The sequence below is a fragment of the Sulfitobacter sp. THAF37 genome (assembly GCF_009363555.1).
Classification (GTDB): domain Bacteria; phylum Pseudomonadota; class Alphaproteobacteria; order Rhodobacterales; family Rhodobacteraceae; genus Sulfitobacter.
Genome location: NZ_CP045372.1, coordinates 269226 through 293978, shown reverse-complemented (window position 1 = coordinate 293978; position 24753 = coordinate 269226). Strand labels below are relative to the sequence as shown.

The following is a 24753-nucleotide window of genomic DNA, read 5'->3' as shown; positions in this document are numbered from 1 at the left end:
AAACGACATGGCACAAGCAGTCGGCAAAATCACTCAGGTCATCGGCGCCGTCGTTGACGTGCACTTCGAAGACAATCTGCCCGAGATCCTGAACGCCCTTCACACCGAAAACCAGGGCAAGACCCTGGTTCTCGAAGTGGCGCAGCACCTGGGCGAAAACACCGTGCGGACCATTGCGATGGACGCCACCGAAGGTCTGGTGCGCGGCGGTTCCGTCACCGACACCGGCGCCCCGATCCAGGTGCCGGTCGGCACCGCCACCCTGGGCCGCATCCTGAACGTCACGGGCGAACCGGTTGACGAAAAGGGTCCGGTTGAAACCGACGAGACCCGCGCGATCCACGGCGAAGCGCCGTCTTTCGACGCGCAGTCCACCGAAACCGAAATCCTGACCACGGGCATCAAGGTGATCGACCTGCTGGCCCCCTACACCAAGGGCGGCAAGATCGGTCTGTTCGGCGGTGCCGGCGTGGGCAAGACGGTTCTGATCATGGAACTGATCAACAACATCGCCAAGGTGCACTCGGGCCTGTCCGTTTTTGCGGGCGTGGGCGAGCGGACCCGCGAGGGCAACGACCTGTACCACGAGATGATCGAATCCGGCGTTATCGTTCCCGATAACCTGACGGATTCGAAAATCGCGCTGGTCTACGGTCAGATGAACGAGCCTCCCGGTGCGCGTATGCGCGTTGCCCTGTCCGGTCTGACCCTGGCCGAGCAGTTCCGCGATGAATCCGGTTCCGACGTTCTGTTCTTCGTCGACAACATCTTCCGCTTCACGCAGGCGGGTTCCGAGGTTTCGGCTCTGCTCGGCCGTATTCCTTCGGCGGTGGGCTACCAGCCGACACTGGCGACCGACATGGGCGCGATGCAGGAACGCATCTCCTCGACCAAGAACGGTTCGATCACCTCCGTTCAGGCCGTTTACGTGCCTGCGGACGACCTGACCGACCCCGCGCCGGCCACCTCCTTTGCCCACCTCGACGCGACGACGGTTCTCGACCGCTCGATCTCTGAGAAAGGCATCTACCCGGCGGTGGACCCGCTCGGCTCGTCCTCGCGCCTGCTGGACCCCCAGATCATCGGCGAAGAGCACTACAAGGTGGCAACCGACGTGCAGCAGATCCTGCAGCGTTACAAGTCGCTTCAGGACATCATCGCGATCCTCGGCATGGACGAACTCAGCGAAGAGGACAAGATGACCGTGGCCCGCGCCCGCAAGATCGAGCGTTTCCTGAGCCAGCCGTTCGACGTGGCCAAGGTCTTTACCGGGTCCGACGGTGTACAGGTGCCGCTGGAAGACACCATCGCGTCCTTCAAGGCGGTTGTGGCCGGTGAATTCGACCACCTGCCCGAGGGTGCATTCTACATGGTCGGTGGTATCGACGAAGTGAAGGCGAAAGCCGAAAAACTGGCGGCAGACGCAGCCTGAGGGAGCCTGACTGATGGCAGACACATTGCAATTCGATCTCGTGTCGCCGGAGCGGCGGCTGGCCTCCTTGCAGGTCACCTCCGTGCAGATTCCCGGTGCCGATGGCGACATGACGGCGATGGCGGGGCATGCCCCGACCATCACCACGCTGCGCCCCGGCGTCCTTTCGGTCGAGGGGCCGGAGGGCACCTCGGAATATGTTGTTACCGGCGGCTTCGCAGAGATCAGCAGCCAGGGCGTCTCTGTCCTGGCAGAGCGTGCGGTCCCGCGTGGCGACATGACGCAGGAACACCTCGACGAGATGATCGAAGAGGCGCAGCACACCTACACCAAGGCCAAGGAAGTCTTTGAAAACGAACCGGGACCGGTCGATGACGCGGCCAAGCTGCTCTCCGACATGGTCGCGGTCGGTGACGAGATCGGGCTTTCGTCGAAACAGCCCAACCTCTGATCCTTCCCTTGGAAGATTGGAACAGCCCCGCCCCGGCGGGGCTTTTTCTTTGCCGCGCTGCGGAAAATATGGTGAAACCCCAGTGCATTATGCGTCTTTGATCGGCGTGGTTTTCAGGTCATAACTGGCACATGAAGAGATTGAGAAGTCATACCACCGGCGTGGACAGTGGCGATGTCACCCTGTTCTCCGATTACGAGGACGGCGGCGCGATGTGGACCGGCCGGGGCCAGCGCGAACGCAGGCGCCACATCCGTTTTTCCGAACCCTACCTTGAGCCGCCGACGGTGCAGCTGTCCCCGTCGCTCTGGGATCTCGATGCCGCCACCATCATGCGGGCGGACATCACCGCGGAATCTGTCACGAAATCGGGCTTTGACATGGTATTCAGAACATGGGGCGACACGCGGGTTGCGCGCATGCGCATCTCGTGGATCGCCATCGGCCAGTTGAGCGACGAAAGCGACTGGGACATCGCCTGAGGGCACAGGCATCCGCCGCATTCTCAGGGCGCTGTCCCTAGGTCGTGTTGATATTCATTGTCGACCACGCGCGCGAGACGGATTTTGCCGCTGGCGCCCTGATGTGAGCGCAGCAATGTGATCATTGGAAGCGAACATCCGGGATGGCAGAGGCAAAATCCGCCGCGCCCCGAAGGGGTTTCGCCAAAATTGCCCATTTCTGCGTTAAGAGAGCTTGAAATAGCTGGCTATTCCTACGCGCTCTTGCCTGGAACTGAGCAATTTTGGACTGAAACGGGTGGGCGAAAATGAATGCCAACACGACCTAGTCTTCTTTATGCCAAAAATACCTCAATCGCACCGATCACCGCCGGTGCCACGGTCGGGAAGGGGCTATTCAGCCGCATACATCCCGTCATAGATCGGACCCAGCGTGTCGGCCTCGAACAGTGACGATACCGATGTGCCGTTCCAGATGTTCAGGATCGCCTGGGCAAAGATCGGGGCGGTCGGCACGATGCGGATGTTCGTGGCGTTCCTGACGTTATCGGAAGGCTGGATACTGTCGGTGATCACCAGCGACTTCATCACCGACTTGGTCACGCGTTCCACCGCCGGGCCGGACATGACCCCGTGACTGATGTAGGAATGCACCTCCTTCGCGCCGTTTTCCAGCAGCACTTCCGCCGCCTTGCAGAGCGTCCCGGCGGTGTCGCAGATGTCGTCCACGATCAGGCAGGTCTTGTCGGTCACATTGCCGATCACCGTCATCTCGGCCACTTCGCCGGCTTTCTCGCGCCGCTTGTCCACGATCGCCAGCGGGGCGTTCACCCGTTTGGCCAGCTCGCGCGCGCGGGCCACACCGCCGACGTCGGGGCTGACGATCATCAGCTCGTCCATCCGGTCCTTGAAGGTGTTCTTGATGTCCAGCGCGAAGACCGGCGAGGCATAAAGGTTGTCCACCGGAATGTCGAAGAACCCCTGGATCTGCGCCGCGTGCAGATCCATCGTCAGGATCCGCTCGATCCCCGTGCCGACCAGCATGTTGGCGACCAGCTTGGCGCTGATGGGCGTGCGCGCCTTGGTCCGGCGGTCCTGGCGGGCATAGCCGAAATAGGGCAGCACCGCCGTGACACGCGCGGCAGAAGAGCGTCGCAGCGCGTCCGCCATGATCAGCAGTTCCATCAGGTTGTCGTTGGCCGGGTTCGACGTGGGCTGGATGATGAACATGTCCTCGCCGCGCACGTTCTCGAACACTTCCACGAAAATCTCGCCATCGTTGAACCGTTCGACCCGTGCATCGACCAGCCCCACGTTGACCCCCCGGTGCAGCGACATCCGCCGTGCGATGGCCTTGGCAAGCGGCATGTTCGCGTTTCCGGAAATCAGCTTGGGTTCGGACGTTCGGGGCATGGGGGAGGTCTCCGTGGCAGCGGCTGTGTGACAGATTCGTGTCGTTGAACCTCGCTTAGCACGCAGCTACGGTGCCACCAAGCTATGACCCCACAAGGAAGTCCAAATGCCCCGGATCGACTACTATTTTGCGACACTTTCCCCCTATTGCTACCTTGCCGGACAGCGGCTGGAGGAGGTCGCGCAGAAACACGGGGCCACGATCACCTACAAACCCTTCGACATCATCGCAGCCTTTTCCCGCACTGGTGGTACCCCGCCCAAGGAGCGCCACATCAGCCGCATTGAATACCGCGCACAGGAACTGCCGCGCCAGGCGCGCAAACTGGACATGCCGTTTCATCTGCAGCCCGCCCATTGGCCGACCAATGGCGCGCCCGCGGCCTATGCCTTTATCGCGGCGCAGAACGCGGGGGGCGGCGATCTTGGCCTGCTGGCCCATGCCATCACCCGGTCGGTCTGGGCCGACGAAAAGGACATCGCCCAGGACGAGGTGATCCGTGCCTGCCTGACAGAGGCGGGGTTCGATCCGGGTCTTGCCGACAGCGGCCTGCTGGAAGGGGCGGAGACCTATGCCCGCAATCTGGAAGAGGCAGTAGAGGCCGGCGTCTTCGGCGCGCCCTTCTACATCGTGGGGGAACAGCGGTTCTGGGGGCAGGACCGCATCGGCGATCTGGACCTGCATCTGGCGGGCAAACTGTGAGCGCGCAGCCCGGTTTTCAAACTCATGTGCATACCCTGGGAAAGGGCGCACGCCGGGCATTGGCGCTGCATTGCACCATGGCGTTCGGAGGGGCCTGGGCAGGCGTTGCCCGGGCGCTGTCGGGGCACATCACGCTGATCGCCCCCGACATGCCCAGTCATGGCAAGAGCGACGACTGGGATGAGGTCAGCCATCTGAGCGACACCGCCGTGATCTCGGCGGCCAGCGCGATGGACGATGCGCCGATGGATGTGATCGGCCATTCCTTTGGCGCCATGACCGCGCTGCGCATCGCGGTGTCCTACCCCGAAAGGGTCCGCAGTCTCACGGTGATCGAACCGGTGTTCTTTGCCATCTCCCGGCAGGATGCGCCGGACACGATCGAGTCTTACGAAAGCCATTCGGAACCATTCGCCCAGGCCGTGCAGGACCGCGACTGGGAAACGGCCGCGCGGGCCTTCAATGGCATGTGGAGCGATGACGCGGCGCCCTCCTGGGACAGCCTGCCTGAACGCACACGCGCGGCGATGGTGCGCGGCGTTCACGTGGTGCCGGGCAGCCGCAGCGTGCTTTACGAGGATGACAGGGGGCTGCTGCGCCCCGGCGGGGTGGACGCAATCGCGGTGCCGACCCTGATGCTGCGGGGGCAGAATGCCGATCCGGCGATCATCGCCGCCAACGACGGGCTTGTGGCCCGCATTCCGGATGCACGTCAGGCAATCGTTCCGGGCGCGGGCCACATGGCCCCGATCACCCATCCCGACGCGACAGCGGCGATCTGGAAGCAGTTCCTCGACACGGTCGGGCAAGAGGCGCTGCGCGTCTGAGGACAGTTTCCTGACCTAGAAATGGCTCAGGAAACTGTCGACGTCGTCGCGGGTCAGCGACCAGTCGCAGACCAGCCGCGCGCCGATCGGCTCGTCGTCGGGCCCATCCAACCCGCCGCCCGACAGGTAATACCGCGCGCCGGCCTCGTGCAGCTTGCGGTGGATGGCACGCGGCCAGCTGGCAAAGATCATGTTCGCCTGCGGCGCGTGCAGGAAGGTCGCCCCGGCCTTGCGCATCCCTTCGGCCAGCCGCGCCGCATTGTCATTCGCCTGACGCGCCATCTTCAGCCACAGATCGTCGGCAAGGTAGCCCGCCATTTGCGAGGACAGGTAGCGGTGTTTGGAAAACAGGTGCGCGCCGCGCTTGCGCCGCAGTTCGAACTCCCAGGCCTTGGCGGGGTCGAAAAAGATCACCGCCTCGACCCCCATGCAGCCGTTCTTGGTGCCGCCAAAGCTGACCACATCCACACCGCATTTCCACGTCATCTCTGCCGGTGTGCAGTCAAGCGCGACCAGCGCATTGGCGAAACGCGCACCGTCCAGATGCACGGGCAGATCATGCGCCTTGGCCACCGCTGTCAGGGCCCGCAATTCGTCCAGGCTGTAGACCGATCCACGCTCTGTCACCTGGGTGATGGACACCGGGCCGGGCTGGGCGCCGTGGACATTGCCGGGTTTCTGCCCCTTGATCGCCGCCTCCAGCTTCGCGGGGTCCAGCTTGCTGTCGGTCTCGATCAGCGTCAGCTTGGCCGCGCCGGTGTAGAATTCGGGCGCGTTGCATTCGTCCTGCTCCACATGCGCGACCTTTGAGCAGAATATCGTCTGCCAGGGCTGCGTGTAGCAGGCCAGCGCGAGCACATTCGCAGCGGTCCCGGTCGCCACGAGATAGACCGCCGCCTCGGGCGCTTCGAAGATGTCGCGCAGCCGGTCGCGGACCTCAGGCATGATCGTGTCGTTGCCGTAGGGCATCTGGTGGCCAGTATTGTCCGCGACAATCCGCTCCATGATCTGCGGGTGTACGGGGCCCGCGTTGTCAGAACTGAAGAACATGGCGTTACTCCTCTATGATGTGGTCTTCCCATTCCTCGAACGGGACGTCGAATTCCGACAGGGTCCGCCCCTGCACCGAGATACCGGCATCATGGACCGACTGCGGCGTGCCGGTGATCAGCGGGTGCCAGTCGGGCAGGGGGCGGCCCTGCCACAGCAGGCGATAGGCGCAGGTCCGGGGCATCCAGTAGGCATGCGTATCCAGGTTGTCGGGGCGCAGCACGATGCAGTCGGGCACAAAGGCATGACGGTTCTCGTAATGGCTGCAGCGGCAGGTGGCGTCGTCCAGCAGGCGGCAGGCGACACAGGTCAGCGCGACCTCTTCGGTGTCCTCGTCCTCCAGCTTGTTCAGGCAGCATTTGCCGCACCCATCGCAGAGCGCCTCCCACTCGCGGTCGGTCATCTCGGTCAGCGGCGTGGTCTCCCAGAAACGGGGGCGCAGCCCCTTGCGCGGGATCGGGTCCGTCATAGAGCCCCGAGAATGCGCCGCGCCTCGGCGCTGTCTGCGTCCATCTGGGTGATCAGCGCATCAAGGCTGTCGAATTTCTCTTCGCCGCGCAGATGCTCGATCAGCGCGACCGAAAGCGGCGCGCCGTAGAGGTCGCCCGCGAAGTCGAAGATAAAGGTTTCGAAGTTGGCCTTGTTTTCCCCGAACATCGGGCGGACACCCAGGCTCGCCACCCCGTGGTAGGAACCCGCATGCGGCCCCTCCAGCACATCGACCAGCACGGCATAGACGCCGTAGGCGGGCGGGTGCAGGCCGTCGATGGACATATTCGCCGTCGGATACCCCAGCTCGCGGCCCCGCTGTTCCCCGCCGATGACCGGGCCTTCGATCCTGTGCCAATGGCCCAGCATGGCGGCGGCGGTGCGCGGGTCGCCGTCGCTCAGCGCCTGCCGGATTGCCGTCGACGAAACGGTCTGGCTGTCGCTTTCCATCAGCTTGGCAATGGTCACGCCAAACCCCATCTCGCGGCCAAAGCGTTCGAGATCGGCGGCAGTACCCGCCCGCGCCTTGCCAAAGCAGAAGTCGGCGCCGACCACCACATGTCTCAGCCCCAGGCCGTCGCGCAGCACATCTGCGGCAAAGGCTTCGGGGCTGAGCGACGCGAGGTTCTTGTTGAACGCCAGTTCATACAGTTTTTCCACCCCGAGCTTTTCCAGCCGGTGCGCCCGCGCGTCGCGCCCCATCAGCCGAAAGGGCGGCGCATCGGGGGCAAAGAACTCTCTCGGGTGCGGCTCAAAGGTAACGATCCCCAGCGGCGCGTCCGGCATCGCCGCACGGGCCTGTTCGATCACCGACATATGGCCGCGGTGGACACCGTCAAAGTTCCCGATGGCGGCGGTCGCACGCCTGTCGGCGGGGTCGATGTACTGATAATCGCGCAAGATTTGCATGGCACTTGCCTAGCCCCCCCTCAGGAGGAGGGCAAGACACGCAAATTCCATTGGCTGAAAAATCCGGGCAGGATACCGGGGTCAGTCGAATTTGCGCGAAGGCGCCAGCACGGTCGCCTCGCCCACCAGCACCTTCTTGTCGTTCACGGAGCAATGGCAGTCCATCCGGACGATGCGCTTTGCCACGTCGATGTCTGTCACCTTGACCTCGGCATAGACCATGTCGCCGGGGCGGACCGGTGCAAGGAATTTCAGCGTCTGGCCCAGATAGACGGTGCCGTGGCCGGGCAGCTGTTCCCCGATCACCGCCGAGATCAGCCCGGCGGTCAGCATCCCGTGGGCGATGCGGCCCTGAAAGATGGTGTCCTGCGCATAGTCGTCGTCCAGGTGCACCGGATTACGGTCGGTGGAGACGGTCGCGAACATCTCGATATCCGCATCGGTCACTTCCTTGCGGATATAGCGGAACATGCCGATTTCGATGTCTTCGATGACAATTGTGCCGCGTGGAAGATTATCCAACATTCCGTACCTCTGAGTAATAAAGTGCCGTGATGGGGTCTATTCTGGCAACTTAATTACTTTGCGGGCGCAGAAACGCAAGGTCTTTTTCTAGCGCAGGAAGCCGATTGCATAGGTGGGCGCGGAATTTTCCCTGTGAAGGTAAGCCGTTAGCGCGTCGTCGTCGGGCTGAGTAACGGTTTTTGTTTCCGACGCCGCAAGGCCCCCGGTGATGAAAAGCGAATCGATGTCTTCGCCAACGGCGCCTTTGACGTCGGTCAGCACCCCGTCTCCGATGGCCAGGATGCGGTCGTCCGGCACCTCGGCCCCCAGCGCGGACAGGCGGCGGCGGGCCAGGTCGTAGATCGGCGGATGGGGCTTGCCGAAATACAGGCTCTCGCCGCCCATTTCGGTGTAGAGCTGTGCCAGCGCCCCGGCGCACCATTCGCGCGCCTCTCCCCGGTCGACCACGATGTCCGGGTTGGCGCAGAGGAACTTCAGCCCCCGTTGGATCGCCCGTTCGAAATCGGGGCGCATCACATCGAGGTCGGCAAGCGGGTCGCGCGGGCCGGTGCAGACCACGCCTTCCGCCTCTTCCAGCGGGACCTGCCGCACCGGGACGGGGTTCTTCTGGATGCTCAGAGGTTCAAAGAACTTCTCCTCCCCCGGCTGGCCGATGAACCAGACCTTTTCGCCCACGGTGCCGCGAAACATCGCCGCGCGTGCGGAATCCCCGGATGTGGCGATCGCATCCCACGCATCCTCGGGCACGCCGAAATGCACCAGCTGTTTTTCCACGCCCGCGCGGGGACGGGGTGAGTTTGTGACCAGGATCACCTTGCCGCCCGTCGCGCGGTAGGCCTGAAGCGCCGCCACCGCGTCGGGAAAGGCGGTCACGCCGTTGTGGACGCACCCCCACAGATCGACGAACAGCGCGTCGTATTGCGCGGAAACCTGGGACAGGTCTGTGATGATACGGGTCATGCGGCTCTCCTCGATGATCGCGCCAGCGATAGCCGGATTTCCGTCAGTCGGAAACAGCGCGAAAGAAAAAGGGCCGGTCGCTGTGCGCCGGCCCCGATGTCCATTCAGACCTTGAGGTTCGGGATGATCTGCTTTTTCCGACTCATGATGCCGGGCAGAACCACAGTGTCGCCCGATACGCTGGCGCCAAAGCTCTTTTCCGCCACGGTCTTGGTCAGGTCGTTCGGGATCAGCATGGTGGCTTCCTCGTTCAGGATGTCCACGACGAACAGCAGCACCTGATCCGCGCCGTCCTCGGTCGCGACACCGGGCATTGCCGCCATCAGCGCATCCTTGCGGTCCAGAACCGCGGCGGGCGACGTGGTTTCCAGAACGGAGACGCGGAACTGCTTGCCGCCGACCTCGTATTCCTTGCTGTCCATGCGCAGCAGCTCGGCTTCGGAGAAGGACGAGACATCGGATTTGGCCGCGAACATCTGTGCCGCATAGTCGGAAATGTCGATGCCCAGATCCTTGGCCAAAGCCCAGGCGATGGCCTTGTCTTCCTGCGTGGTGGTGGGGCTGCGGAATTCGAGCGTATCGGACAGGATGCAGGTCAGCATCGCGCCTTTGATCTCGGTCGGCATCTGCGCCATGTCGTCGCCGATGGCCTTGTACATGATCGTCGCGGTACAGGCGAGCGGCTGGATGTTGATGTGGATCGGGCCCTTGGTCTCAAGCCCGCCGACCAGCTTGTGATGGTCGATGATCGCCTTGATGTCGGCATTGTTGATGTTGTCGGGCAGTTCGGCGGGGTTGTTGGTGTCCACGATCACGACCGGCTGGTCGTCCTCGACCCCGTCGATGATGCGCGGCTTGTCCAGCTTCCAGTGGTCGAGCATGAACAGCGCCTCGGTGTTGGGTTCGCCCAGCAGGGCAGGGGCTGCATCCACGCCGTGGATCTGGTTGAGATACCAGGCCCAGATGATGGGCGAGCCTGTGCTGTCGGTGTCGGGGGATTTGTGACCGAAGACGAGCGTTGTCATGAAGGGAATCCTGAAGTTGTAGTGATCAATTTGCGCGCCTTATAGGGGGCCTTTCGGGGCTTGTCACCCCTCATGCTGCGGCGCAGCATCACAGCCCCAGCGCGGCGCGTTTCTTTTTGCTCAGGCCGGACAGCACCATTTCGTAGGAGGCCGCGATATGGTCCCGCAGGCTGTCGTCGGACAGGCCCGGCGCGTCGTAATGCTGGATCCATTTCAGACCACGCGAGGCCATGTAGGGGGCAGGGCGCAGGCCCGGACTGTCCGACAGGATCTCATAGGCGAGATCCGATGCCTTGAACGTCACAGATGCCCCGGACTGGGCCATGCCGATGATCGCAAAGACCTTGCCGCCCACCTTGTAAACGTCCGCATTGCCCCATTGCACAACATGGGTCGCCTGCGGCAAGGCGGCGCAGAATGCCTTCAGGTCTTCGCGTGTCATGTCACGATCATAGCCGCTTGGAACAGGCACGGAAATAGGCCAGTCTGCGGCCATGACCCGACCGCGCGAAACCGATCTCTACCCGCCGATCAAGGCGTATCTGGAAGATCAGGGCTATGTCGTGAAGTCCGAAGTGGGCGCCGCTGATGTCATGGCGGTGCGCGGGGCAGAGCCGCCGGTGCTGGTCGAGCTCAAGCTGGGGTTCTCACTGGCGCTGTTCCACCAGGGGCTCGACAGGCTGAAGGTGGGGGATGACGTCTACCTTGCCGTGGCGCGGCAGCCCGGCAAACGCTTTGCCAAGGCGCTTAAATCCAATACGGCAATGGCGCGGCGGCTGGGGCTGGGGCTGATCACCGTGCGGCTGTCTGACGGCCTGGTCGAGGTGCACTGCGATCCGGGTCCTTACGCGCCCCGCAAATCGGCCAAGCGGCAGGCGGCGCTGCTGCGCGAGTTCGCCCGCCGGCAGGGCGACCCCAATGACGGCGGCCAGACCCGTGCGGGGCTGATCACCGCCTACCGGCAGGATGCGTTGAAACTGGCGGTCTACCTCTTCGAAGTCGGCGCAAGCAAAGGTGCCGACGTGGCCCGCGAGACCGGCGTGACCCGCGCCACCACCATGATGCGCGACAACCACTATGGCTGGTTCGAGAAGGTAGAAAAAGGTGTCTATGGGCTGACCCCCGCCGGGGCCGGGGCGGTCGGGGTCAGTGCAAGGGTCCTGGGGGCCTGACGGTTCCGGTGCCATTGACGAATCCGGCCTTGTTTTGCTGAATAAATCGGTGTTCCGGGCGCTTGCCTTGAACCATTCGGCAGGATGCTTAGGTCGGCCTCCGACGCCGTTCCGGCCTATGCGCCCCGGGGCTGAAAAATTTACGCAAACGGGTGCTTGACTCGGCTTTCCGCTGTCCCTAGCTATGCGTCGTTATCACTCGACCCCATTGAGTGCTAATGGCCCGGACAAACGGGCGACTGGGAGAAACTTTGAGCGTTAAGGAGCTACAAAGATGGCATTGAAACCGCTTCACGACCGCGTGCTGGTAAAGCGCACTGAAAGCGAAGAGAAAACTGCTGGCGGGCTGATCATCCCCGATAGCGCGAAAGAGAAACCTTCCGAAGGCGAAGTCGTGGCCGTGGGCGAAGGCGCACGCAAGGACAACGGCGAGCTGATCGCGATGGCTGTCAAGGCCGGTGACAAGATCCTGTTCGGCAAGTGGTCCGGCACCGAAGTGACCGTCGAAGGTCAGGAAATGCTGATGATGAAGGAAAGCGACATCATGGGGATCATCGAGTAAGCCCCGCGCTTCTCTGGCCCTGATCGCTGATCTGAACTGAACATTCTCAAGAGGAGAAAAGAAAATGGCTGCTAAGGACGTCAAATTCGACACCGATGCCCGCAACAAGATGCTCAAGGGTGTGAACATCCTGGCCGATGCGGTGAAAGTAACACTGGGCCCCAAGGGCCGGAACGTGGTTCTGGACAAATCTTTCGGCGCACCGCGCATCACCAAGGACGGCGTGTCCGTGGCGAAAGAGATCGAACTGGAAGACAAGTTCGAAAACATGGGCGCCCAGATGGTGAAGGAAGTCGCTTCCCGCACCAATGACGAAGCAGGCGACGGCACCACCACCGCGACCGTGCTGGCCCAGGCCATCGTCAAGGAAGGCATGAAATCCGTCGCAGCGGGCATGAACCCGATGGACCTCAAGCGTGGTATCGACATGGCAACCGCCAAAGTCGTCGAAGCGATCAAGGCCGCGGCCCGTGACGTGTCCGACAGCGACGAAGTCGCGCAGGTCGGCACCATTTCCGCCAACGGCGAAAAGGAAATCGGCCGTCAGATCGCGGACGCGATGCAGAAGGTCGGCAACGAAGGTGTCATCACCGTCGAAGAGAACAAAGGCCTGGAAACAGAGACCGATGTCGTCGAAGGCATGCAGTTCGACCGCGGCTACCTGAGCCCCTACTTCGTCACCAACTCCGACAAGATGACCGTCGAGCTGGAAGACGCGATCATCCTGCTGCACGAGAAGAAACTGTCGAGCCTTCAGCCGATGGTGCCGCTGCTCGAGCAGGTGATCCAGTCGCAGAAGCCGCTGCTGATCATCTCGGAAGACGTCGAGGGCGAAGCCCTGGCGACCCTCGTGGTCAACAAGCTGCGCGGCGGTCTGAAGATCGCAGCCGTGAAGGCGCCGGGCTTTGGTGATCGTCGCAAGGCGATGCTGCAGGACCTCGCGATCCTGACCGGCGGCCAGGTGATCTCCGAAGATCTGGGCATGAAGCTCGAGTCCGTGACCATGGACATGCTGGGTTCGGCCAAGAAAGTCACCATCACCAAGGACGAAACCACTGTCGTCGACGGTGCGGGTGAGAAGGCCGAGATCGAGGCACGCGTTGCCCAGATCCGCAACCAGATCGAAGAAACCACCTCCGACTACGACCGTGAAAAGCTGCAGGAACGTGTTGCCAAGCTGGCGGGCGGCGTTGCCGTCATCCGCGTCGGCGGCATGACCGAAGTCGAAGTGAAAGAGCGCAAGGACCGCGTCGATGACGCCCTGAACGCGACTCGCGCGGCTGTGCAGGAAGGTATCGTCGTCGGCGGCGGTGTCGCCCTGGTGCAGGGTGCCAAGGCGCTGGACGGCCTGACTGGTGACAACAACGACCAGAACGTCGGTATCTCCATCGTGCGCAAGGCACTGGAAGCACCGCTGCGTCAGATCGCTGAAAACGCCGGTGTGGACGGTTCCGTGGTTGCGGGCAAGATCCGCGAAAGCAGCGACCTGAAGTTCGGCTTCAACGCGCAGACCGAAGAATATGGCGACATGTTCAAGTTCGGCGTGATCGACCCGGCCAAGGTTGTGCGCACCGCGCTGCAGGACGCGTCTTCCATCGCGGGTCTGCTGATCACCACCGAAGCCATGGTTGCCGATCGTCCGCAAAAGGACAACGGCGGCGGCGCTGGTGGCGGCATGCCCGACATGGGCGGCATGGGCGGCATGATGTAAGCTGCTCTGACCTGTCAGAGAAAACGGGGGCGTGCCGCAAGGCGCGCCCCTTTTTCATGGATCGGCGGTACATGGCGGTGATTGTGCGAAAAGGGCAATTCAGAACGAGATGTCTTTGATGGACGGTTGTCGGCAATGCGGACGAAACGGTCATGTCCGACTTCCGAAGCAGATCGCGCCCGCCCCGTGGGGGCGGTTCGGGCGCTGCCAAAGCTTTGCTTTGGCAATAGGTCTTCGCTTTGAGAACGGAACATGGCCTCTTTCCTGCCTTTCGTCGCGACGCGTGTGAAGGTCAGGTGAGCGGACCATAGCCGTCGTTCGCTGCGTCTGCGCCAGGGGCGGCTTTCGGGTGGCAGGGGTGAAACGACCCTATCCGGCGGTGACAGAAATTTATCGGTTCTTGGCAAATTCCGAGGCGCAGATACGATCAAAAACGCGCCACCCTGTTCGGTTCCAGTTTGTCGGCATGGTGAAACCTACCGGTCCTTCGAGGTTTCCCGGATCGTCCACCATCCGATCAGTGGAAACACAATGAGTTCCAGGGCGAGCGAGGGCAGAATGTCGCCCGAGGCAAGCACGGAAAGGTCTTGCACCTGCGTGAACCGCAAAAGACCGCCCAGGAAAATCGCGCCGCATATGACGGGCGCAGTCCGCGCGAACGGCATCGGACGCATCGCGGCCGCAATGAATACGAGGCCAATGGCAAGCCAGACCCCACCGAGAAACCGTGCATGGCTGTCGCGCACGGCGAAGGCATCCCTGTCATTGACGGAAAAGAAATCAGGCGAGACCTGCCAGCCGAGCGTCGCGATACCCCCGGCGGCGTTGTCGATCCCCAGCAGGACGATGCCGGTGCCCGCCAGCGCGAGCACAAGGCGAAGGGCGGGGTTGATTGGGCTTGGCATTGGATGACCTCCGAATTATCTGATACGCGTTCATACAAAGATTCGGAGGGGCTGGGAAGTTGTCTGATACGCGTTACGAAAAAAATGATCCCCCCACCCGTCAGGGCGTTTCGCCCGGACGCCCCCCCCGCAGCGACCATGAGATAGAAGCGTTCCGAACGCAAATCGGCGCGCAGGCGCTGGAGCTTTATCTGCGCAAAGGCGCGGAAGCGGTTTCCATGCGGGAGATCGCGCGGACCGCAGGCTGTTCCCCCGCGACCCTCTATGCCCATTTTGCCGGAAAGGCAGATATCCTGCTCTATCTCTGGGCCTTCGTGCTCGACGAGATGATCGCGACGGTCGAGGCGGCCGCCAGTTCGACCGATGGCAACGCCCTGTCCGAGGCATCGCGGGCCTTTGTCGACTACTGGACGGCGCACCCCGAGCGGTTCCGGCTGGTCTTCATGTCGGCGGGTGTCGCGCGCGCGGATGTCTCAACGATCATGTCTGACCCGCGCACAAAGGGGCACTTTGACCGGTTCCGTGACCTTCTGGCCCGCGCCGTGCCGATGACGCAACCGGAAGTGCGCGCGCGGACCGACACGTTGATCGCGGGATTGATCGGGGTGTCCCTCTGTCTCGTGACCATCAAGGATCATGACTGGCCCGCCACGTCAGAAATGGTGGACCAGATCCTGCGCGGGGCGACAGCGCGGTAGATTTTCCCGGACAGGCCTGACAGTCGCACAGGAACACAGGCTGTCGACGCATCATACTGGGGGCGCGGCGGACCGACCTCGTGTCACAAACCCTGGCAGAACCGGTTCTGTTTTGTCACTTTCCTGGCCGCCCTTCGAAGAGCATATCGGTGCCCAATGCAGCATCATGCAGCAAGGGTTCGAAGCGGTCGCTCCCCCTTGCTTTGCATGGGGTCGTTCCGGTTGCGCGTTCAATGTCTTGGCGAAAGCTGCTCCTGTCGCTACTGCTGTTGCCATGCGCCTTGCCCTGTTCACCGCCCTCACCATGATTGCCTTCGCGGCCAATTCGGTTCTGACCCGAGCGGCGATTGACGGCGGGCATATCGACCCGTCGGGCTTTGCGCTGGTGCGGGTACTGTCCGGGGCGGTGGTGTTGGGAATGGTGATGACCCTGCGCGGCGGCGCTCTGCCGCTGTTGCGGCGCAATCGTCTGCCCGGGGCATTCAGCCTGGCGGCCTACATGATCGGGTTTTCGCTGGCCTATCTCACGCTCGACGCGGGGCTGGGGGCGCTGATCCTGTTCGGTGTGGTCCAGATCACCATGTTCGCCCACGGTGCGCTCCGCGGCGCGGCCCCTGGTGCGCGGCAGATCATCGGGGCGGCGGTCGCCTTTGCCGGTCTGCTGATCGCCCTCTGGCCCGGGGCGGGCGGCAACAATGACCCTGTGGGTGCGGCGCTGATGGTCATCGCGGGGCTGGGCTGGGCGGCCTACACGATCCTCGGGCGCGGAGCGGTCGATCCGCTGGCCGCCACAGCCGCGAATTTTCTGCTGTGCCTGCCGATCCTTCTGGTCATGCTGGTGTCTGCCGGGCTCTATTTCAGCGCCACGGGTCTTGCGCTGGGGATGGTGTGCGGCGGTGTGACATCGGGGCTGGGATACGCGCTCTGGTACAGTGTCCTGCCCCGGCTCGAACAGACGACCGCCGCCATCGTACAACTGAGCGTGCCGGTGATCGCCATCATTGCGGGGGCGCTGCTGCTGGGAGAGGCGGTCGATGCCTTGCTGCTGCTCGCCGCGATTCTCGTGCTGGGGGGCATCGGGTGGGCGATCAGCGGCAACAGAACGCGGACCGGGCCGGCATGACGGCCCCGCGCCAACCGGCAAATTTCGCAACGTCACGGTGCCGTGCATTTCAAAACCATGCCAGCCGGTCTATCTGAGGCCCATGAAACGGATCGTCCTCCTCCTCTTTCTCCTGCTCGGTCTGAGCGCCTGCGGCCAGGCCACGGCACAGGGGCGTTGCGTCGTGCTGCTGCACGGGCTGGCCCGGACCGAGGCGTCGTTCGCCCTGATGGAAGCCGCGCTGGAAGGCGAGGGATACCGGGTGGTGCGCCCCGGCTATCCTTCGACAGAAGCGCCGGTCGAGGCGCTGGTCAAGCAGACGCTGCCCGATGCGGTCGCCGCCTGCGGGACCGACAAGGTCGATTTCGTCACCCATTCCATGGGCGGCATACTGGTGCGCCAGTGGGTGGCCGATTCCGGCACCGACCGGGTGGGGCGGGTCGTCATGCTGGCGCCGCCCAACCAGGGCAGCGAAGTCGTCGACGAACTGGACGACATCACCGCATTCGACTGGATCAACGGTCCCGCAGGGGCGCAGATGGGCACCGGGCCCGGGTCCCTGCCGCGCAGCCTGCCGCCCGTCACGTTCGATCTGGGCGTGATCGCGGGGTCGCAATCGCTCAACCCGTATTTCTCGTCGCTGCTGCCCGGTCCGGACGATGGCAAGGTTGCGGTCTCTTCCACGCGGGTAGAGGGGATGCGGGATCACATCGTCCTGCCCGTCACCCATACCTTCATGATGAACAACCCGCGCGTGATCGCCCAGACCATGAGCTTTCTCAATTCCGGCGCGTTCGACAGGTCCATGACATGGATTGGCGGGGTGCTGGATTCTTTCGGCTGTCCCGGGGGCAGCTGCATCACAGGCGGACCCGATGCCCGACCTTGACCTGACAGGCGCGATGGTGCTGCGCCGCGACGGGTGGTGCGACGCGCCGCTGTCCTTCCACGACGGGCGAATTGTGGATAACCCTGTGGGAAAATCGGTGGATCTGCGTGGATTCAGGATTTTGCCGGGCATTGTTGATCCACACGGCGACGGATTCGAACGTCATCTTGCGCAGCGGCGTGGGGCGATGAAGCAGATGGACGAGGGCCTTATCGCCTGCGAGGCGGAACTGGCGGCCAGCGGCATCACCACGGCGGTCCTTGCCCAGTTTGTCAGTTGGGAAGGCGGGATGCGGGGCCTGTCCTTTGCCGACCGGGTCTTTCGCGCCATCCTTGCGGCGCAGGACATGACCGTCACCGAGCTGCGGGCCCAATTGAGGTTCGAAACCCATCTGCTTGATCTTTATGACGAACTGCCGGAACGGGTCGCCGAATGGGGGGTCGAATACGTGGTATTCAACGACCACCTGCCGCATGACCGGCTGGAGGCGGGCAAGCAGCCGCGCAGACTGATGGGGCAGGCGCTCAAGGCCGGGCGCAGCCCGGAGAAGCATCTGGCGCTGATCCATGACCTGCATGCGCGCAGTGGCGAGGTGCCCGCCGCGCTGGACCGGCTCTGCGAAACGCTGGGCGCCAGAGGGCTGGCGATGGGCAGCCACGATGACACCACGGCTGACAGCCGCTCCGCATGGCGCCGCAGGGGCGTGCGGATCGCCGAATTTCCCGAAACGCTGGCCGCCGCAGAAGCGGCCCGCGCGGGGGGCGACACGGTGATCATGGGCGCGCCCAACGTGGTGCGGGGCGGGTCACACAACGGCAACCTGTCGGCACTGGACCTGATCGTGATGGGTTATTGCGATGCCATCGCCTCGGATTATCACTATCCTTCGCCGCGCCGGGCGGCGTTGATGCTGGAACAGGCGGGCGTCGCTCCGATGGCCGAGATCTGGCATCTGGTGTCCGCCGGACCCGCGGCGCTGCTGGGGCTCGACGACCGGGGCGTGCTGGAAAACGGCAAACGCGCGGATCTGGTCGTGCTCGATGCCGCGACAGGCCGGGTGGCCGCAACCTTTGTCGCCGGTCGGGTGTCCTACATGTCGGGCGACATTGCCGACAGGCTCATCGGATGACGCGGTTGAAGTGGCCCATCTTGCGGCCCGCCTTGACCTCTGCCTTGCCGTAAAGGTGCAGGCTCACGTCCTTGTCGCGGGCCAGATCCGGCACCCGGTCCATGTCGTCGCCGATCAGGTTTTCCATCACGACGTCGGCATAGCGTGACCCGTCGCCCAGCGGCCAGCCCGTGATGGCGCGGATATGTTGCTCGAACTGGTCCACGTTGCAGCCCTGCTGTGTCCAGTGGCCGGAGTTGTGGACCCTTGGCGCGATCTCGTTCACGATCAGCCCCTCGGGCGTCACGAACAGCTCCACCCCCAGCACGCCGACATAGTCCAGCGCATTCAGGATACGGCCCGCCATCAACACCGCATCCGTCCGCTGCGCCGCAGACAGCCGGGCGGGAACGGTGGTGGTATGCAGGATACCATCGCGATGGACGTTTTCGCCCGGATCAAAGCAGGCGACCTCGCCCGAGGTGCCGCGCGCCGCAATGACCGAAACCTCGTGGCTGAACTCAACGAACCCTTCCAGCACGCAGGGCGCCCCCTTCATGCCGTCAAGGGCCTGTGCCGCGTCCTCGGGGCTGCGCAGCCGGGCCTGACCCTTGCCATCGTATCCGAACCGCCGGGTCTTCAGGATCGAGGGCGTGCCGATCCTGTCCACCGCCGCGTCCAGCGCGGCCTGATCGGGAATGTCGGCATAGGGCGCCACATTCAGGCCAAGCCCTTGCAGGAAATCCTTTTCCGTCAGCCGGTCCTGGCTGATGCGCAGCGCCTCGCGGCCCGGACGGATCGGCACCTGCGCCTCGATCAGGTCCAGCGCGCTGGTCGGCACGTTTTCGAACTCGAACGTGACGATGTCGCAGGCGCTGGCGAATGCCTTCAGCGCGGTTTCGTCCTCGTAGTCCGCCGTCGTGACGGCATCGGCGACATGCCCCGCAGGCGGGGCGGCCCCGGGTTCGAAGATATGGGTCCGGAACCCCAGACGCGAGGCCGCGACCGACAGCATCCGGCCCAGTTGCCCGCCGCCCAAAATGCCGATGGTGCTGCCGAGGGCAAGTGGCTCAGTCATCGCTCGGCACCTCCGGAATCGACGCGCTCAGCGCCGCGCGCCAGTCGTCCAGCCGCTGTGCTACGCCCTTGTCCTGCAACGCAAGGATGCCTGCCGCCATCAAGGCCGCATTGGCCGCGCCCGCAGCGCCGATCGCCATGGTCGCGACCGGGAAACCGCGGGGCATCTGCAGGATCGAGTACAGCGAATCCACCCCGGACAGCGCCCGTGTCTGGACCGGCACGCCGATCACCGGCACCCGTGTCTTTGACGCCATCATGCCGGGCAGATGCGCCGCGCCGCCCGCACCGGCGATGATCACCTGCAGCCCGCGCTCCACCGCCGTCTTGCCATAGTCCCACAGCCGGTCCGGTGTGCGATGGGCCGACACGATCCGCGTGTCATAGGAAATCGCCAGATCGTCCAGCAGCAGAGCCGCCTCGCGCATGGTGGCCCAGTCCGATTGCGAACCCATGATGATGCCGACGGGAGGAGGGGTCATGCCAAGCAGCCTTTCGCGTAGAATTCAGAGCGCGCACTATAGCCAGACACGCCCACAGGGCAATGCATGGGCGCCATGTTTCAGGCGATGATGTCGGGGGTCAGCCGATCTTCGATCTGCGAGATCAGATCCTTGAGGCGAAGTTTGCGTTTCTTCAGCCTTTGCACCGTAAGCTGGTCGGCTGTCGTCCGGTCGGTCAGGGCCCTGATCGCCTCGTCCAGATCACGGTGTTCGCGCCGGAACACCTCCAGCTCGACCCGCAGGACTTCGTCGTTCTTCATGGACAGGTCGGAGGGCGCATTCATCGGTCGGGTGATTCCATCGCAGCTTGTATGCGGCAATATAGGCGCTCCGGCCCAATGCGCATAGCCCTTGCGCCGTGCTGCCTGTGCCACCATATTCATGGTACGGGTCGCCGCAACAGGGGCCCGTGCCTGACTGTCGCTTTGAAATAGGACGTGTCGCATGACGAAACTGACGCTTGCTTCTTATCCCCATATGCTGGGATTCGAACAGCTGGAGCGGGTGCTGGAACGCACCGCGAAATCCGGCAACGAGGGCTATCCGCCCTTCAACATCGAACAGACTTCCGACTACAGCTATCGAATCACGCTGGCCGTCGCAGGCTTTGCCGAGGACGACCTCGCCATTACGGTGGAGGACCGGCAGCTTGTCATCCGCGGCCGCCAGCGCGACGACAGCGAAGACCGCGTTTTCCTGCACCGTGGCATCGCCGCGCGGCAGTTCCAGCGCAGCTTCGTTCTGGCAGATGGTGTGGACGTCGGCGTGGCCCGAATGGAGAACGGTCTGCTGCACGTGGACTTGACCCGCGCCAAACCTGAAACAGTTGTACAGACCATAAAGATCAAGAAAGGGTAAGCAATGCATGACATGACCACCCAAAACGGCGACCGGACGGTATACGTCAAGACCATCGCCGTCAGCGATCTGCCCCGCGAAGTGCGCGATCAGGCCGAGGGTCTGGAACAGCTTTACGCGGTCCATGATTCCGAGGGCCAGCAGCTCGCCCTGGTCGGCGACCGCAAGCTGGCGTTTCACCTCGCCCGGGAACACGACTATGCGCCGGTGATGGTCCACTAACGGCACCACGGACCTTTACCCCGTGCCGCAGATCGTGGATTTACAGGAGGCCGCAGTGCGCTGCGGCCTTTTTGCTGCCGGGGAGAGGGGACGCCATGCGCTTTGATTTCGACTGGGTCGATGCCTTTACCGACCGTCCGTTTGGCGGCAACGGCTGCGCCGTGGTGCATGGCGGTGCCGTCCTGTCCGACGACATCTGCATGGCCTATGTGCGCGAGACGTCGCTGGTGGAATGCACCTTTACCGGGCCTTCCGATGTCGCGGACCTGACGGTCAAATACTACCTCGCCAGCCGCGAAATTCCGTTTGCGGGCCACCCCACCATCGCCACCGTTGCCGCGTTGCGCCACCGTGGCTTGATCGGTGACGGGCCGCTGCGGCTGGAAACCGGGGCGGGCATTGTCGCGGTCGATGTGGCCGGCGACCTGATCACCATGACACAGGTGGCACCCACTTTCGGCGCAGAGATCGCCCCCCAGCTCGTCGCCGCGATTGGCGGTATCGCCCCCGAAGAGATCGTCAGCCCGCCGCAGATCGTCTCAACCGGGCTGCCGTTCTGCATCACGGTCCTGCGCGACCGGGATACCATCGACCGGTTGCGGTTCGACCCTTCGGCGCTCGCGGCCTACGCGCGGGCATTGGGTCACGAGGGCACTGACGTCATGGAGCCTTACTGGATCACTCTCGAAGGGGCCACCGCTGCCGGTGACACCTATGCGCGGCTTCTGATGGCACCGCCCAGCCCGCCGGAGGACCCCTTCACCGGGTCGGCCACCGGTGCGGCGGCAAGCTATCTCTGGGCGCGGGGGCTGCTGAACGGCCCCTCCTACGTGGCCGAACAGGGGCACGGCATGGGCAGGCCGGGGCAGGCGCAGGTCAACGTCCTGGGACCGCGCGACGCCATCACCGGGGTTCAGGTCGCCGGGCAGGGCTGCGTGATCATGTCGGGGGACGTTTTCCTAAGCGCCGAGGGAGAGGGGCCGTGACACATCCGGCAATCGCTGTCCTGCCATATGGGGCGCAACTGGGCGCCAGGCTGGCGCAGGTTCCGCTGGACACGCTGCACTGGCCCTTGGGCCGACCCGACCGTTTGGCAAGGGGACAGGTGGGGGATCTGCTGCCACACGACCACCTGATCGTCTATCCCAAGACGGCGATGCACTTCCAGCTTCGCTGGGCCACGCCCGCGCAGGTCTCTGTCATGGTGGTGGAACCCGCCTTGATTCATGGGCGGCACCTGCGGCTGCTGCGCTGGACTTGGCGGCGCTTTCACCGCGTGCTTTGCCACGACGACGCGCTGCTGGCGGCGATCCCGAACGGGATCATGCTGCCCTTTGGCACCAGCTGGGTGCCGAACCCCTCCGGACTGAAGATCGACAAGACGCGGCACATGTCGCTGATCGCCTCGGCCAAGCGCGACACCCAGGGCCACCAGCTGCGGCACGAGATGGTCGATCTGGTCAGGGACGAGGGGCTGGAGGTCGACATTCTGGGGCGCGGCTATGCCCCTTTCTCGGAAAAATCCGACGGGCTGGCGCCCTACCGTTTTTCCGTGGTCATCGAAAACATCCGCGAGCGGAACTACTTTACCGAAAAGATCGTCGATGCCGTACTGTGCCAGACGGTGCCGATCTATTGGGGCTGTCCGAACATCGGGGATTTCCTGGAGACAGGCGGGATCGTGATCTGCGAGGATGCGGCCCAGATGAAAGATGCGATCCGCGCGGCAAGCGCGGGGCTATATGACCAGCTTGCCCCCGCGCTGCGCAGGGCCAAGCCGCAGGCGGCACATTGGGCCAACCTGGAAGGCCGCGCCGCCCGCGCCATTCGCGACAGCCTCTGAAACGCGAAACGCAGCCCCCGGGGGCTGCGTTTCCAAAGTCAGGGCAAGGGACCCGATCAGCCGCCGATCAGCCCCATGCTTTCCAGCTTCAGCAGCACCTGATGCGCGCAGTTGTCGACATCCACGCTTTCGGTGTCCAGGGACAGCTCGGGATTCTGCGGCACATCGTAAGGGTCTGAAATACCGGTGAATTCCTTGATCTTGCCTTCACGCGCCAGCTTGTACAGCCCCTTGCGGTCGCGGCGTTCGCATTCCTCGATCGACGTGGCCACATGCACTTCGACAAAAGCACCAAAGGCTTCGATGTCCTCGCGGACCGCGCGGCGGGTCGTTGCATAAGGCGCGATGGGCGCACAGATGGCGATGCCGCCGTTCTTGGTGATCTCCGACGCGACATAGCCGATGCGGCGGATGTTCAAATCGCGGTGCTCTTTCGAGAAGCCCAACTCGGAGCTGAGGTTCTTGCGCACGATGTCGCCGTCCAGCAACGTCACCGGGCGCCCGCCCATCTCCATCAGCTTGACCATCAGCGCGTTGGCGATGGTGGATTTACCCGAGCCCGAGAAGCCGGTGAAGAAAACGGTAAAGCCCTGCTTGTTGCGCGGCGGCTTGGTGCGGCGCAGTTCGGCGACGACTTCGGGGAAGGAGAACCACTCGGGGATCTCCAGCCCTTCCTGCAGGCGGCGGCGCAGCTCGGTGCCCGAGATGTTCAGGATCGTGACGTTGTCCTTGTCCTCGATCTCGTCCATGGCTTCGTATTGCGCGCGTTCATCGACCCAGACCATGTGTTTGAAGTCGACCATCTCGATGCCCATTTCCTCCTGATGTTCGCGGAAAAGGTCCTGCGCATCATAGGGGCCATAGAAATCTTCGCCGGCGGAATTCTTGCCGGGGCCCGCGTGGTCGCGTCCCACGATGAAGTGGGTGCAGCCGTGGTTCTTGCGGATCAGCCCGTGCCAGACCGCCTCGCGCGGGCCGGCCATGCGCATGGCGAGGTTCAGCAGCGACATGGACGTGGTGGCGGCCGGGTACTTGTCCAGCACCGCCTCATAGCAACGGACACGGGTGAAATGGTCCACATCGCCCGGCTTGGTCAGGCCGACGACCGGATGGATCAGCAGGTTGGCCTGTGCCTCGCGCGCGGCGCGAAAGGTCAGTTCCTGATGCGCGCGGTGCAGCGGGTTGCGGGTCTGGAAGGCCACGACCTTGCGCCAGCCCATCTTGCGGAAATAGGCACGCAGTTCGTTGGGGGTGTCGCGGCGGGCACGGAAATCGTAGTGGACGGGCTGCTGGATCCCTGTGACAGGGCCGCCGAGATAGACATTCCCGGCCTGGTTGTGCAGGTAGTTGACCGCGGGATGCGCGTCATCATCCGCGCCAAAGACCTTTTCGGCCTCGCGCGACTTGTCGGGTGTCCAGCGGTCCGTGACCGTCATCGTCCCCAGGATCACACCTTCCTGGTCGCGCAGGGCGATATCCTGCCCCAGTTCCAGGGATTCGGCGAACTTCTCGCTCACGTCCAGCGTGATCGGCATCGGCCACAGGGTGCCGTCCGCCAACCGCATCGTGTCTACGACGCTGTCGTAGTCGGCTTCGGACAGAAAACCTTTCAGAGGGTTGAAGCCGCCATTCATCAAGAGCTCCAGATCGCAGATCTGGCGCGGTGTCAGGTCATGGCTGACCAGCTCGCCCGCCTCGTGTTTCATTTTCTGAGCGGAATCGTAGGAAACATACAATTCGGAAATCGGAGACAGATTCTGCACCATCGTCATATCAAACTCACTTTCGCCTTATCTCGCTTGACCGTGTCGCAGGCCCTATGCCCCCAGAGGCTGGCCAAGTCTAGGAGTGCATGCGT

At 63.5% G+C, this 24753-nt stretch carries 29 protein-coding genes; 16 read left to right on the top strand and 13 right to left on the bottom strand.

The features are described 5' to 3' along the window. Positions 1-7 precede the first annotated feature (7 nt). The 3 genes from atpD to FIU94_RS01470 all read left to right on the top strand — a co-directional run bounded on the left by atpD (position 8) and on the right by FIU94_RS01470 (position 2365). Complete coding sequence (gene atpD, locus FIU94_RS01480) at positions 8-1432, top strand: F0F1 ATP synthase subunit beta (RefSeq protein ID WP_152464099.1); 1425 nt, start codon at positions 8-10, stop codon at positions 1430-1432. Between the two features lie 13 nt (positions 1433-1445). Next, positions 1446-1883 (top strand): F0F1 ATP synthase subunit epsilon, encoded by a 438-nt coding sequence (locus FIU94_RS01475; protein ID WP_152464098.1) that lies wholly within the window; start codon positions 1446-1448, stop codon positions 1881-1883. Between the two features lie 131 nt (positions 1884-2014). Next, complete coding sequence (locus FIU94_RS01470) at positions 2015-2365, top strand: H-type lectin domain-containing protein (RefSeq protein WP_172975825.1); 351 nt, start codon at positions 2015-2017, stop codon at positions 2363-2365. A 372-nt stretch (positions 2366-2737) separates the two neighbouring features. On the opposite strand, the gene FIU94_RS01465 is transcribed toward FIU94_RS01470, so the two are convergent. Next, positions 2738-3757 (bottom strand): ribose-phosphate pyrophosphokinase, encoded by a 1020-nt coding sequence (locus tag FIU94_RS01465; protein WP_152464097.1) that lies wholly within the window; start codon positions 3755-3757, stop codon positions 2738-2740. Between the two features lie 106 nt (positions 3758-3863). On the opposite strand from FIU94_RS01465, the gene FIU94_RS01460 reads away from it, so the two are divergent. Both FIU94_RS01460 and FIU94_RS01455 read left to right on the top strand, forming a co-directional pair. Next, positions 3864-4460: a 2-hydroxychromene-2-carboxylate isomerase gene (locus FIU94_RS01460; protein ID WP_152464096.1), complete on the top strand. Its 597-nt coding sequence runs from the start codon at positions 3864-3866 to the stop codon at positions 4458-4460. After that, complete coding sequence (locus tag FIU94_RS01455) at positions 4457-5287, top strand: alpha/beta fold hydrolase (protein ID WP_254702586.1); 831 nt, start codon at positions 4457-4459, stop codon at positions 5285-5287. Before FIU94_RS01460 ends, FIU94_RS01455 begins: the two co-directional genes overlap by 4 nt. A 15-nt stretch (positions 5288-5302) precedes the next feature. On the opposite strand, the gene FIU94_RS01450 is transcribed toward FIU94_RS01455, so the two are convergent. The 7 genes from FIU94_RS01450 to FIU94_RS01420 all read right to left on the bottom strand — a co-directional run bounded on the left by FIU94_RS01450 (position 5303) and on the right by FIU94_RS01420 (position 10687). Then, positions 5303-6337, bottom strand: coding sequence for a low specificity L-threonine aldolase (locus FIU94_RS01450; RefSeq protein ID WP_152464095.1), 1035 nt, complete (start codon positions 6335-6337; stop codon positions 5303-5305). A gap of 4 nt (positions 6338-6341) precedes the next feature. Further along, positions 6342-6806 (bottom strand): YcgN family cysteine cluster protein, encoded by a 465-nt coding sequence (locus FIU94_RS01445; RefSeq protein WP_152464094.1) that lies wholly within the window; start codon positions 6804-6806, stop codon positions 6342-6344. Next, on the bottom strand, positions 6803-7735 hold the full coding sequence (locus FIU94_RS01440; protein WP_152464093.1) for a bifunctional riboflavin kinase/FAD synthetase: 933 nt from the start codon (positions 7733-7735) through the stop codon (positions 6803-6805). Before FIU94_RS01440 ends, FIU94_RS01445 begins: the two co-directional genes overlap by 4 nt. An 81-nt stretch (positions 7736-7816) precedes the next feature. Continuing rightward, positions 7817-8260: a MaoC family dehydratase gene (locus FIU94_RS01435; protein ID WP_152464092.1), complete on the bottom strand. Its 444-nt coding sequence runs from the start codon at positions 8258-8260 to the stop codon at positions 7817-7819. 87 nt (positions 8261-8347) lie between these two features. After that, complete coding sequence (locus FIU94_RS01430; protein ID WP_152464091.1) at positions 8348-9220, bottom strand: TIGR01459 family HAD-type hydrolase; 873 nt, start codon at positions 9218-9220, stop codon at positions 8348-8350. Between the two features lie 104 nt (positions 9221-9324). Beyond that, positions 9325-10245: a manganese-dependent inorganic pyrophosphatase gene (locus tag FIU94_RS01425; protein WP_152464090.1), complete on the bottom strand. Its 921-nt coding sequence runs from the start codon at positions 10243-10245 to the stop codon at positions 9325-9327. Positions 10246-10333: 88 nt separating this feature from the next. Next, positions 10334-10687 carry an MmcQ/YjbR family DNA-binding protein gene (locus FIU94_RS01420; RefSeq protein ID WP_152464089.1) on the bottom strand — a complete coding sequence of 118 codons (354 nt, stop codon included), beginning with the start codon at positions 10685-10687 and terminating at the stop codon, positions 10334-10336. A gap of 52 nt (positions 10688-10739) precedes the next feature. Here FIU94_RS01420 and FIU94_RS01415 point away from each other — a divergent pair, with 52 nt between their 5' ends. The 3 genes from FIU94_RS01415 to groL all read left to right on the top strand — a co-directional run bounded on the left by FIU94_RS01415 (position 10740) and on the right by groL (position 13690). After that, positions 10740-11417, top strand: coding sequence for a DUF2161 domain-containing phosphodiesterase (locus tag FIU94_RS01415; RefSeq protein WP_152464088.1), 678 nt, complete (start codon positions 10740-10742; stop codon positions 11415-11417). Positions 11418-11691: 274 nt separating this feature from the next. Then, positions 11692-11979, top strand: a complete 288-nt coding sequence (gene groES / locus FIU94_RS01410) for a co-chaperone GroES (RefSeq protein ID WP_152464087.1) — start codon at positions 11692-11694, stop codon at positions 11977-11979. Between the two features lie 64 nt (positions 11980-12043). Beyond that, on the top strand, positions 12044-13690 hold the full coding sequence (gene groL / locus FIU94_RS01405) for a chaperonin GroEL (RefSeq protein WP_152464086.1): 1647 nt from the start codon (positions 12044-12046) through the stop codon (positions 13688-13690). A gap of 476 nt (positions 13691-14166) precedes the next feature. Here groL and FIU94_RS01400 read toward each other — a convergent pair whose 3' ends face one another. Continuing rightward, the gene (locus FIU94_RS01400; protein ID WP_152464085.1) at positions 14167-14595 is read right to left on the bottom strand and encodes a DUF4345 domain-containing protein; all 429 of its coding nucleotides are present in this window, start codon (positions 14593-14595) and stop codon (positions 14167-14169) included. Positions 14596-14654: 59 nt separating this feature from the next. On the opposite strand from FIU94_RS01400, the gene FIU94_RS01395 reads away from it, so the two are divergent. The 4 genes from FIU94_RS01395 to FIU94_RS01380 all read left to right on the top strand — a co-directional run bounded on the left by FIU94_RS01395 (position 14655) and on the right by FIU94_RS01380 (position 18413). After that, on the top strand, positions 14655-15293 hold the full coding sequence (locus FIU94_RS01395) for a TetR/AcrR family transcriptional regulator (protein WP_172975824.1): 639 nt from the start codon (positions 14655-14657) through the stop codon (positions 15291-15293). A gap of 274 nt (positions 15294-15567) precedes the next feature. Further along, positions 15568-16416, top strand: a complete 849-nt coding sequence (locus FIU94_RS01390; protein WP_152464083.1) for a DMT family transporter — start codon at positions 15568-15570, stop codon at positions 16414-16416. Positions 16417-16498: 82 nt separating this feature from the next. Beyond that, entirely contained in the window at positions 16499-17284 is a 786-nt protein-coding gene (locus tag FIU94_RS01385) for an alpha/beta fold hydrolase (protein WP_152464082.1), read from the top strand. Further along, positions 17271-18413, top strand: a complete 1143-nt coding sequence (locus FIU94_RS01380; RefSeq protein ID WP_152464081.1) for an alpha-D-ribose 1-methylphosphonate 5-triphosphate diphosphatase — start codon at positions 17271-17273, stop codon at positions 18411-18413. Before FIU94_RS01385 ends, FIU94_RS01380 begins: the two co-directional genes overlap by 14 nt. Here FIU94_RS01380 and FIU94_RS01375 read toward each other — a convergent pair. The 3 genes from FIU94_RS01375 to FIU94_RS01365 form a co-directional block, all read right to left on the bottom strand. Further along, positions 18403-19470, bottom strand: coding sequence for a 5-(carboxyamino)imidazole ribonucleotide synthase (locus FIU94_RS01375; protein WP_152464080.1), 1068 nt, complete (start codon positions 19468-19470; stop codon positions 18403-18405). The two genes, FIU94_RS01380 and FIU94_RS01375, sit on opposite strands and share 11 nt — an antisense overlap. Next, the gene (gene purE, locus FIU94_RS01370; RefSeq protein WP_152464079.1) at positions 19463-19951 is read right to left on the bottom strand and encodes a 5-(carboxyamino)imidazole ribonucleotide mutase; all 489 of its coding nucleotides are present in this window, start codon (positions 19949-19951) and stop codon (positions 19463-19465) included. The genes FIU94_RS01375 and purE overlap by 8 nt, the downstream gene beginning before the upstream one ends. Before the next feature lie 80 nt (positions 19952-20031). Next, the gene (locus FIU94_RS01365; protein WP_152464078.1) at positions 20032-20256 is read right to left on the bottom strand and encodes a YdcH family protein; all 225 of its coding nucleotides are present in this window, start codon (positions 20254-20256) and stop codon (positions 20032-20034) included. A gap of 160 nt (positions 20257-20416) precedes the next feature. Between FIU94_RS01365 and FIU94_RS01360 the strand changes: the two genes are divergently transcribed. The 4 genes from FIU94_RS01360 to FIU94_RS01345 all read left to right on the top strand — a co-directional run bounded on the left by FIU94_RS01360 (position 20417) and on the right by FIU94_RS01345 (position 22895). Then, positions 20417-20830 (top strand): Hsp20 family protein, encoded by a 414-nt coding sequence (locus tag FIU94_RS01360; protein WP_152464077.1) that lies wholly within the window; start codon positions 20417-20419, stop codon positions 20828-20830. Between the two features lie 12 nt (positions 20831-20842). Next, the gene (locus FIU94_RS01355) at positions 20843-21052 is read left to right on the top strand and encodes a DUF1150 family protein (protein WP_254702585.1); all 210 of its coding nucleotides are present in this window, start codon (positions 20843-20845) and stop codon (positions 21050-21052) included. 95 nt (positions 21053-21147) lie between these two features. Beyond that, complete coding sequence (locus FIU94_RS01350; protein WP_152464075.1) at positions 21148-22038, top strand: PhzF family phenazine biosynthesis protein; 891 nt, start codon at positions 21148-21150, stop codon at positions 22036-22038. Beyond that, on the top strand, positions 22035-22895 hold the full coding sequence (locus FIU94_RS01345; RefSeq protein ID WP_152464074.1) for a glycosyltransferase family 10: 861 nt from the start codon (positions 22035-22037) through the stop codon (positions 22893-22895). The genes FIU94_RS01350 and FIU94_RS01345 overlap by 4 nt, the downstream gene beginning before the upstream one ends. Before the next feature lie 56 nt (positions 22896-22951). On the opposite strand, the gene FIU94_RS01340 is transcribed toward FIU94_RS01345, so the two are convergent. Next, positions 22952-24667, bottom strand: a complete 1716-nt coding sequence (locus FIU94_RS01340) for a bifunctional sulfate adenylyltransferase/adenylylsulfate kinase (protein WP_152464073.1) — start codon at positions 24665-24667, stop codon at positions 22952-22954. Positions 24668-24753: the final 86 nt, after the last annotated feature.